This window comes from Anaerococcus kampingae (assembly GCF_046365475.1).
Lineage (GTDB): Bacteria > Bacillota > Clostridia > Tissierellales > Peptoniphilaceae > Anaerococcus > Anaerococcus kampingae.
On record NZ_JBGMEF010000055.1, the window covers coordinates 1 to 10,524 of the forward strand.

Annotated in this window: 10 protein-coding genes; all 10 read left to right on the plus strand. The window is 30.9% G+C overall.

Annotated elements, in window-relative coordinates; translation table 11 throughout:
• Window positions 1-129 precede the first annotated feature (129 nt).
• The 10 genes from ACCQ42_RS10130 (at window position 130) to ACCQ42_RS10175 (ending at window position 10,306) form a co-directional block, all read left to right on the plus strand.
• Window positions 130-333 (plus strand): excisionase, encoded by a 204-nt coding sequence (locus tag ACCQ42_RS10130; RefSeq protein ID WP_148465318.1) that lies wholly within the window; start codon window positions 130-132, stop codon window positions 331-333.
• Window positions 334-414: 81 nt separating this feature from the next.
• Complete coding sequence (locus ACCQ42_RS10135; protein WP_001291561.1) at window positions 415-1,632, plus strand: tyrosine-type recombinase/integrase; 1,218 nt, start codon at window positions 415-417, stop codon at window positions 1,630-1,632.
• A gap of 294 nt (window positions 1,633-1,926) precedes the next feature.
• Window positions 1,927-3,360 (plus strand): ATP-binding cassette domain-containing protein, encoded by a 1,434-nt coding sequence (locus ACCQ42_RS10140; protein ID WP_225791830.1) that lies wholly within the window; start codon window positions 1,927-1,929, stop codon window positions 3,358-3,360.
• A gap of 240 nt (window positions 3,361-3,600) precedes the next feature.
• The gene (locus tag ACCQ42_RS10145) at window positions 3,601-3,891 is read left to right on the plus strand and encodes a DUF3847 domain-containing protein (RefSeq protein ID WP_009346049.1); all 291 of its coding nucleotides are present in this window, start codon (window positions 3,601-3,603) and stop codon (window positions 3,889-3,891) included.
• Between the two features lie 336 nt (window positions 3,892-4,227).
• Window positions 4,228-5,868 (plus strand): MobQ family relaxase, encoded by a 1,641-nt coding sequence (gene mobQ / locus ACCQ42_RS10150; RefSeq protein WP_410036065.1) that lies wholly within the window; start codon window positions 4,228-4,230, stop codon window positions 5,866-5,868.
• A 73-nt stretch (window positions 5,869-5,941) separates the two neighbouring features.
• Entirely contained in the window at window positions 5,942-6,115 is a 174-nt protein-coding gene (locus tag ACCQ42_RS10155) for a hypothetical protein (RefSeq protein ID WP_180339346.1), read from the plus strand.
• A 183-nt stretch (window positions 6,116-6,298) separates the two neighbouring features.
• Complete coding sequence (locus tag ACCQ42_RS10160; RefSeq protein ID WP_285044510.1) at window positions 6,299-6,826, plus strand: PcfB family protein; 528 nt, start codon at window positions 6,299-6,301, stop codon at window positions 6,824-6,826.
• 122 nt (window positions 6,827-6,948) lie between these two features.
• The gene (locus ACCQ42_RS10165; protein ID WP_410036066.1) at window positions 6,949-7,683 is read left to right on the plus strand and encodes a phage replisome organizer N-terminal domain-containing protein; all 735 of its coding nucleotides are present in this window, start codon (window positions 6,949-6,951) and stop codon (window positions 7,681-7,683) included.
• 688 nt (window positions 7,684-8,371) lie between these two features.
• Window positions 8,372-8,533 (plus strand): hypothetical protein, encoded by a 162-nt coding sequence (locus ACCQ42_RS10170; protein WP_410036067.1) that lies wholly within the window; start codon window positions 8,372-8,374, stop codon window positions 8,531-8,533.
• A 96-nt stretch (window positions 8,534-8,629) separates the two neighbouring features.
• Window positions 8,630-10,306 carry a recombinase family protein gene (locus ACCQ42_RS10175; protein ID WP_410036068.1) on the plus strand — a complete coding sequence of 559 codons (1,677 nt, stop codon included), beginning with the start codon at window positions 8,630-8,632 and terminating at the stop codon, window positions 10,304-10,306.
• Window positions 10,307-10,524: the final 218 nt, after the last annotated feature.

Below are 10,524 nucleotides of genomic sequence, written 5' to 3' on the forward strand. Positions count from 1 at the left end.
ATTGTACAAATAGGTGTTGACAATCCACCATGCAGGGGTGGAACTCCCGTGAGCTTTGCTAAAGCTGTTCGATTGCTGGTAAAACAACTTTTATGAAATCCAAATAAGTGATTTGGAAAGGAGGATTTTATGAAGCAGACTGACATTCCTATTTGGGAACGTTATACCCTAACCATTGAAGAAGCGTCAAAATATTTTCGTATTGGCGAAAACAAGCTACGACGCTTGGCAGAGGAAAATAAAAATGCAATTTGGCTGATTATGAATGGCAATCGTATTCAGATTAAACGAAAACAATTTGAAAAAATTATAGATACATTGGACGCAATCTAGCGTCGCCAAAGGGTCTTGTATATGATAAAATAGTATTAAGTCGTATCAAGGCTCTTTCCATAAAGGAAAGGAGCAAATGCCATGTCAGAAAAAAGACGTGACAATAAAGGTCGAATCTTAAAGACTGGAGAGAGCCAACGAAAAGACGGAAGATACTTATACAAATATATAGATTCATTTGGAGAACCGCAATTTGTTTACTCGTGGAAACTTGTGGCTACAGACCGAGTACCAGCAGGAAAGCGTGATTGTATCTCACTTAGAGAGAAAATCGCAGAGTTACAGAAAGACATTCATGATGGTATTGATGTTGTAGGAAAGAAAATGACACTCTGCCAGCTTTACGCAAAACAGAACGCTCAAAGACCAAAGGTTAGAAAAAACACTGAAACTGGACGCAAATATCTTATGGATATTTTGAAGAAAGACAAGTTAGGTGTAAGAAGTATTGACAGTATTAAGCCATCAGACGCTAAAGAATGGGCTATTAGAATGAGTGAAAATGGTTATGCTTATCAAACCATCAATAACTACAAACGTTCTTTAAAGGCTTCATTCTATATTGCTATACAAGATGATTGTGTTCGGAAGAATCCATTTGACTTTCAACTGAAAGCAGTTCTTGATGATGATACTGTCCCTAAGACCGTACTAACAGAAGAACAGGAAGAAAAACTGTTAGCCTTTGCAAAAGCTGATAAAACCTACAGCAAAAATTATGATGAAATTCTGATACTCTTAAAAACAGGTCTTCGTATTTCAGAGTTTGGTGGTTTGACACTTCCAGATTTAGATTTTGAGAATCGTCTTGTCAATATAGACCATCAGCTATTGAGAGATACTGAAATTGGGTACTACATTGAAACACCAAAGACCAAAAGTGGCGAACGTCAAGTTCCTATGGTTGAAGAAGCCTATCAAGCATTTAAGCGAGTGTTAGCGAATCGAAAGAATGATAAGCGTGTTGAGATTGATGGATATAGTGATTTCCTCTTTCTTAATAGAAAGAACTATCCAAAAGTGGCAAGTGATTACAACGGCATGATGAAAGGTCTTGTTAAGAAATACAATAAGTATAACGAGGATAAATTGCCACACATCACTCCACATAGTTTGCGACATACATTCTGTACCAACTATGCAAATGCAGGAATGAATCCAAAGGCATTACAGTACATTATGGGACATGCTAATATAGCCATGACGCTGAACTATTACGCACATGCAACATTCGATTCTGCAATGGCAGAAATGAAACGCTTGAATAAAGAGAAGCAACAGGAGCGTCTTGTTGCTTAGTAGTACAAATGAATTTACTACTTATTTACCACTTCTGACAGCTAAGACATGAGGAAATATGCAAAGAAACGTGAAGTATCTTCCTACAGTAAAAATACTCGAAAGCACATAGAATAAGGCTTTACGAGCATTTAAGAAAATATAAAAAGATAATTAGAAATTTATACTTTGTTTATTTGAAATATATTTATAGAGCAGTTTTTTATAGCTAAAAACAAAAGAATTATAGTGGGTCATTTTCAAAAATTACTGCTTGATAAGAGTGTTAAATTTGAGCTAGAGTGTTTTGAAAAAATGGAATATTACGATGAATTTAAAAAATCTAAAGATCAGATAGAGAAAAGAATAGAAGATATTCAAGAAACACTTTCAAATTTTGTGACATCAATTTTAGGAATTGGTGCATTTATTGGTTTAATAATAACTATGGAACCAATTGTAATTATATTTTCATTTTCAAGTGTATTAATGTCCTTATTTTTAAATAAAAAAGCTATAAGTATGCAATATGATTTTTATGAAAAAATAACACCATTAGAGCGAAAAGTGGATTATTTTCTTAAAATTAGTACTGATAGAGAATATGCTAAGGATGTAAGAATGCACTCTGGATTCGTATCTTTGATTAAAATGAAATTTAACTATAATTTGTCAAATATAATTAAAATAATTAAAAGTTTTTCTAAAAAATACTCATATGTATTAGTGTTTCAGAACTTGATTGTTCAAGGCGTTAATCTGATTACAGTAATTTATATTGTACGAAAAGTTTTCTTTAAATTAATTTCTATAGGAGATTTTGTAGCACTAGCCGGCAGTAACCAGCGATTGATTGAGTATATCAGCACATTATTCAGGGTTATTCCAGAAATATATGAACATGGTTTGTATTTAGAAAATCTATTCAATTTTTTGGAATACAATGTAAAAGTATATGATGGTGAAGTAGATTATGTTGATGAGAAAAATCTTGAGATACAGTTAGAAAATGTTAGTTATATGTATCCAGAAACAAATGTATATGCCATAGAAAACCTAAATATGAAAATAAGGCAAGGAGAGAAAGTTGCTATAGTTGGTGAAAATGGAGCAGGTAAATCTACATTAATAAAATTATTGTGTAGATTATATGATCCCACATCGGGTCGTTTATATTTTAAAAATGAATTATATAAAGATTTAAAAATAAATATTATAAGGGACAATATAAGTGTTCTTTTTCAGGATTTCAAAATGTATTCGTTACCTATAATTGATAATGTTTTAATGAAAGAAGTAACAGAGAAAGATGTTGATTTTGGGAATGTAATAGAAGTGCTACGAGTACTAAGAATGTTGCAAAGGATAGAAAATTGTGATAACGGGATATTCACAGAAATATCTAGAGAATTTAGTAATAAAGGGACTTTATTTTCGGGAGGAGAGGAGCAACGTATTGCAATAGCGAGAATTTTTTCTCAAGACAAAAAAATATACATTTTTGATGAACCATTAAGTAATATAGACCCTCTTGCTGAGAGTGAAATATTTGATTTATTGATGGAGAAATGCTCTGATAAGACTCTAATATTAATATCTCATCATCTGTCTAATTTATATAAAATGGATACAATATACTTCTTAGAAAATGGTAAAATAAAAGAAAGTGGTTCACATGAACAATTGATGGCAAAAAAAGGAGAGTATTATAATATGTATATGCGACAATCGGAAAGATATTTAAGGTAGCAATTTTAATTCAATATAAGATATATTGGTAAGAAAAACTTAGCCTTTTTAAATCTTAAATTTGAGGAAATTATTATAAAATAATAAAAAAATAATGGAACAAATGGAGAAAGAATAAAGAATAGAAAATCATTATAGATACATAGATGATATTTCAAAAGACATAAAATTTTAATAGTGAAACTTTGAAAGGGATAGCAGAAATGTTATCTCTTTTTTAATACAAGAAAGGAGATCAGTATGAAAAATTTAGATCAAATAAGACAAGAGTCAAAAGAAATAAAAGATAAAATTGATGATACAGAAGAAAGATTAAGGCAACTAAAAAATCAAGAAAAGAAGATATTAAAACAAGACATAATAAAAAGAAGAAAAGAAAGAACTCATAGGCTAATAACTAGAGGAGCAATATTAGAAAGCCTTATAGAAAATGCAGAAGAACTAACAGATGAAGAAATAAAAATCCTACTAGAAGAAGCAACAAAGACAAAAGAATTCAAAGAAACACTAAAAATAATGAGAGAAAATTAAGAAAAATAAAATAATCAAATATCCCTTAGATTTTCTAAGGGCGCAATTATACACCCTAAAGGGTGCTTGCGTCCTGCGGAGCCAAACCCTTGCAGGGAGCAACAACCATTCGCTTTTTAAAAGTCAAGGGTAAATAAACTCGCTAACGCTCGCCCTTGACTTTTAAAATTTGAAATGAAAGTAACAATTAAGCCGACATACTGAAACAACAAAAATTAATTCAGTAGTCGGCTTTTTTAATTCTATCATTTCAAAACGCTTATTCACAAAGTGGATATAGAAAATCTTCTAAGCCTCCGCCTAAAACAACAAAAAAAGAAAAAGGAAGTGATAAAAATGGCAGACAGTTTTCATTTTTCAGTAAACATAATATCAAGAGGAAAAGGAAAAAGTGCAGTAGCAAGTGCAGCATATATAAGTGGAGAAAAAATAAAAAATGAATGGGACGGAGTAACCCACGACTATACAAGAAAAGAAAAAGTATTAATAAAAAATATAATATTGCCTGATCATATACCAAAAGAATTTAATGATAGGTCTACCTTATGGAATAAAGTAGAAATGGCAGAAAAAAATTCTAATGCACAACTAGCAAGACAATTCATAATAGGACTACCAAAAGAATTATCTTTAAGTGAAAATAAAAACCTAGTCGAAAGATTTATAAAAGAAAATCTAACATCACAAGGAATGATAGTAGATTATGCAATCCATGATGAGAGTCAAGATAAAAATGGAAATATCCATTGTCATATCATGACCATAATGCGACCCATAAACGAAAAAGGAGAGTTCTTAGCAAAGTCAAAAAAAGAATATATCCTAGATGAAAAAGGAGAAAAAGTATTAAACAAAAATGGAAAACCTAAAACAAGAAAAGTAGAACTAACAACCTGGAATGATAAAGGCAATGTAGAAAAATGGAGAGAAAATTTTTCAGACCTTTGCAATGAATACCTGGCAAAAAACAAGATAGAAAAAAGAGTAGACCATAAGAGTTTTAAAAGACAAAATTCAGATTATCTACCGACAATCCACTTAGGATCAGCAGCAAGTGCAATGGAAAGAAAAGGAATAGAAACTGACAAGGGAAACTATAATAGAGAAATAAGAAAATATAATAACCTTGTAAAAACAATAAAAGAAGAGATAAAGACATTAAAGGGTTGGATAGGAAATCTATTAGATAACTTAACTAATGCTTATGAAAAATTTAGGGATATAGAAAGAGATAAGGTAATAGACAACCCTAAACTTTTTAATCTAACAAATTATCTATTAACTTATTCAGAAATTCAAAAAGAAAAAAGTAAATATCTAAAAGGATATGCCAAAACTAATAAAGAAAAATATGACTTCAAAAAGCTAACAAGTGCATATAGTTATTTAAGAAAAAATAATATAGAAACCATAGGTCAGTTACAAACAAAAATAGAAACATTAAAGTCTAATAGTTACAAACTAAATAAAAAAGCAAAGACAATCCATAAAGAAATGGAAGATGTAGAAAAGAAAATTCTATACTATGAAATCTACAAAGCCAAAAAAGAAGTTTATGAAGAATATCAAAAGAAAAACATATTCATAAAAGACACATTTTATAATAAGCATAAGAAAGATATAGACCAATATAAGGTAGTAAGCGAGAAATTAAAAAAACTCCTATCAGATAAGGAAAAGCTAAGTCCTAAAAAATGGAATGAAGAAAAAAATCTTTTAATGGCAAAGCTTGAAGAAATAAATAAAGAAAAAGACAAGATAAAAGATGAATACCAGGAAATTAATCATATAAAATATTCAGTAGATTTTGTAAACAAAGAATTAGGTATAGATTTATCCATAGAAATAGATAAGCTAATAAAACAAGGTGAAAAACCAAGTGTAATAGCACAGATTAAAAAATTCCAAGACCAAGTTAATAAAGATAATGAATACAGAGAAATGATGAAAAACAAGAAAATGGATCAAGAAAGATAAGACCTGGTAAAAATATCTTATCCAAGCTATAATATGACCAAACAACTAAAGGCAGATCTAGGAGGTAATAGAGATGAATAAAAGACAAGAGCTAATAGATGAACTCATAAAAGCAGATCAAGATGGAACATACAAAACCTATAAAAGCACAGAAGAAATAAAAGCAATGAACAATGAAGAAGTGCAGATATTATATTCCAACATGAAAAACTATCTATCAGACAAAAGGACACACATAAACTACTAAAGGTGGAAAAGCATTGTAAGCTATTTTAAAGTATAAAAGGTACAAATACCTAAGAAAGCTATATAAACATCAAAATAAGGCATTCCACCACCAAGAACAACCAAATAAAAACAATCAAAGGGAAGTATAGAAAAATTAAAGCCTATACTTCTCTTTTTTAATGCAAACAAAGGAGAGAAAAGCATGATAAACGAAGAAATAAGCAAAGAAGCAGGGCAAGCAGCACAAACCATAATAACATACACAATAAATGCAGCAAAAGAATCAATCAAATTAGACAAAGAAATTAGAAAAAAGATGAATGAAACTTTAGAAAAAGCAAATGGAAACCTCAAAAGTCTTATGGGCGATGAAATGAAAATAAAAGACCTCTACAAAAAAGGACAACTAGAAAATATAAGCATAGATCAAAGCAATCTCAAATACTTAAAAAAAGAACTAAACAAACTTGGAGTAAGTTTCTCAGTAATGAAAAACAAAGAAAGCCAGAACTATGAAGTATTTTTCCAAGGCAAAGACATAAAAGTAATGGAATATGCCTTTAAACAAGTCATAGCCAAGGAAAATAAAAGAGAAAAAGAAAGTATCCTAAAACAAATAAAGAAATACAAAGACCTATCCAATAAAAAGGATAAGACAAAAGAAAAAGTAAAAAGAAAAGTAAAAGAAAAAGTAAAACCAAGCAAAAAAGATATGACCAGAGAAATCTAAGGGAGTAACGAAAAGTTACACCCTTAGATACAAAAAACAAGACTTCCGAAAAGCAGAAGTCCAGAATTCCGAAAATCGGAAATCAAGAATTTCGATTATCGAAAATCAAGAAAGGAGCAGATATGGCAACAAACAAAAGATATTATTGGATAAAACTAAAAGAAGAATTTTTCACAGACAAAAGGATAAAAAGATTAAGGAGAATATCGGGAGGAGATACCTACACGATAATCTACCTTAAACTTCTACTACTAAGCCTAAAAGATGAGGGAAAACTCTATTATGACGGAGTAGAAAGTGATTTTATAAAAGAGTTAGCACTAACCATAGATGAAACAGACGATGATGTAATGGTTACAGTTAATTATTTAATCAATCAAGGCTTATTAGAAGTTATAACAGAAAATGATGAATACTATTTAACTGAAATACCAAACTTAATCGGATCAGAAACAGCATGGGCAGAGAAAAAAAGAAGATACAGACAAAATAAACAGAGGACATTGTCCTTAATGAGTCCAACCCATGTCCGACAAGAGATAGAGATAGAGAAAGATATAGAGATAGATAAAGAGAGAGAGGGAGAGATAGAAAAAGATAAAAAGTCCACCCCCATCTTTTATGGAGAATTCAAAAATGTAAGGCTAAGCAAAGAAGAATATAAAAATCTTAAAGAAAAACTAAACTCACACACAGAAATAATGATAAATAAACTATCAAGATACATGAAAAGCAGTGGTAAGACCTATCAAAACCATTATGCGACAATCTTAAAATGGTATGAAGAAGATAAAGACAAACTAAGACATCAAGGTGGAACTAAAAAAATGAACTATGATGCAGGCGAATCTTTATAGATAAAAAGGGGTGGAAAGCCACTATTAAAGACTTTAATTCTAAAAAGGTATCAAAGTATGCCAGAGATAATAAAAATGTAAATATGACACTTAAAAGGCGATTAGAAAATTAAAGAAATGTTAGAAGACTTTTAGATGACAGTTACCAAGAGGGTCTAATTTTCACTGCAACTTATGCAGTGAGAATTGGACCTTTTTACATAAGCAAAATCTATTTCAAAATTGGTTACCAAGAAAGACTTCTTTTCACTGTTAAGTATAAGAGGGTAATTTATAGAATTTTGTTTCGTCAAGATAAATATTTTCTGAGGATCAAATTTTAAAAAGATTAATAGCTCTCGATAAATTTTGAACCTTAACAATTGAATAGACCAAGACAAGACGTTAATTATTTTTGGAGCGTAATAACCTATCCGCCAAGATCTTTCGGCTGAATAATTCGGCAAAAAAAGTTCTGCTAAGCAAAAAGAAAGTGAGCGATAAGTAAGAGTTTGAATATAGGGAGGGATACCCTATCCGCTATGAAGAAAATGAGGATAATGATACTTCTAAGGTTGAAGCCGGCTCATCCGGAATAGAGGCGGAGGTGAGATTCCTATGTTGCTAATCCAAAGCACTTATCAATGTCGTAAAACTTAATTAAACAAATAATTATTAGATATAAAACTTTAGAGAGAGGAGGTATATATTGGACAATGACTGGAATGGATTGGCTGATTTAATAGCAAATCTGATTGCAAAATATGCTGGTGCTTTAGATTTAGATAATCTGCCCGATTCAACGCCAGCAAAAAATCAAGAGATGAAAAATAGTTTTGACAAGGCAAAAACACAAATTGAGACGGACTAATAAAAGTGTTATAATATACTTGAAATGATAGTCCAAACTTAAATTCAAAAATCAAAGTTTATATATGATATAGAAAGTTATATTGAGGTTAATGCTATGTCAAAAGAAAAAATAAAAGTATACCTCTATACACGAGTATCTACGTCAATACAGATAGAGGGATATTCGTTAGAGGCACAAAAATCACGAATGAAAGCTTTTGCTATTTACAACGATTATGAAATTGTTGGAGAGTATGAAGATGCTGGAAAGTCTGGCAAGTCTATTGAAGGTAGAAAACAGTTCAATCGAATGATGGAAGATATAAAATCTGGAAAAGATGGAGTATCTTTTGTTCTTGTGTTTAAGTTATCAAGATTTGCAAGAAATGCCGCTGATGTTCTTTCTACACTTCAGATAATGCAGGATTATGGAGTGAATCTTATCTGTGTTGAAGATGGCATTGATTCATCTAAAGATGCCGGGAAACTAATGATTTCTGTTTTATCAGCTGTGGCTGAAATAGAAAGAGAAAACATTCGTATTCAAACAATGGAAGGTCGCATTCAAAAAGCAAGGGAAGGAAAATGGAATGGTGGCTTTGCTCCGTATGGATATAAACTTGAAGATGGCAAACTGTTTATAAATGAGGAAGAGGCAGTTGCCATAAGAACGATTTTCGACCAGTATGTAAATACTACGATAGGAGCCAATGGGCTATCTAAATACTTAGAGAATCATGGAATTAGAAAAATCCCAAGACAGAATGGTAAAAATCCTTTGTTTGATGCAGGTCTTATAAGAAAGATATTAAAGAATCCTGTATATAATGGGAAAATAGCATTTGGAAGAAGAACTTTAGAAAAAGTTCATGGTACAAGAAATGAATATAAGCAGGTTGAACAAGATGAATATCTAATATCAGAAGGAATACATGAAGCTATAGTTTCCGACGAAGTTTGGCAAGCTGCTCAGGTTAAGCTAAAATCTCAAGCAAAGAAATATGAGCATGTGAATAAAGGAAAAGATACACGCACACACTTGCTTTCTGGTATTGTAAAATGCCCTATATGTGGAGCGGGAATGTTTGGAAACAAGTGTACCAAGAAAAAGAAAGATGGCACAAAGTATAAAGATTTTTATTACTATGGTTGTAAACATAGGCAGATGATAAGAGGTCATAAGTGTACATTCCGTAAGCAAATTAGAGAAGAATTGTTAGATGATGCTGTTGCAGAGGTGATTGTCAAGATTGTAAGTAATCCGAAATTTGCTTCTATGATGCAAGAAAAAATCAACATGAAGGTGGACACCTCTGAAATAGAAAAAGAAATAGATAATTACCAAAAGGAATTGAGGAAGAGTCATTCTACAAAGTTTAAGCTAATTGAGGAAATAGATAATTTAGATGTTGAAGATAAGCATTATAAGAGAAGAAAACAGGATTTAGACGATAGACTTTATCGCATGTATGAAAAAATAGATGAATTAGAATCATCACTAATTGATGCGAAAGCAAAGAAACAGACTATTGAAGCTGAAAAACTCACAGGAGATAACATATATAAGGTTCTGATCTATTTTGATAAACTCTATAAAGTCATGAATGATGTAGAGCATAGGCAGTTAATTACAGCTTTGATTTCTGAAATTCAAGTTTATGAAGAAAAACAACCTAACGGACAATGGCTAAAATCAATTACTTTCAAGCTCCCAATTATAGATGATGACTTGAATATAAGTTTGGACAATAATGAACAAGTTGAAGCTATAGCGTTGATACAAAAGATGTAAATTTAGAAATCCTGCATTTTAAGCAGTTTTATAAGCATTTTGTCTTCGATAAAGATGAAGAAGGATACGTCAAAAAGACTCAAAAAAACTACATGGACGTAAGAGTAGTTTTGCAATTGGTATGAGGAAACACAAAAAATATAATTAACTCATTTTGTACTTTCTATAAGAGTAGCTTAAAAGGCTGCTCTTTTTTTGTATGACGGGCATGTCCTAAG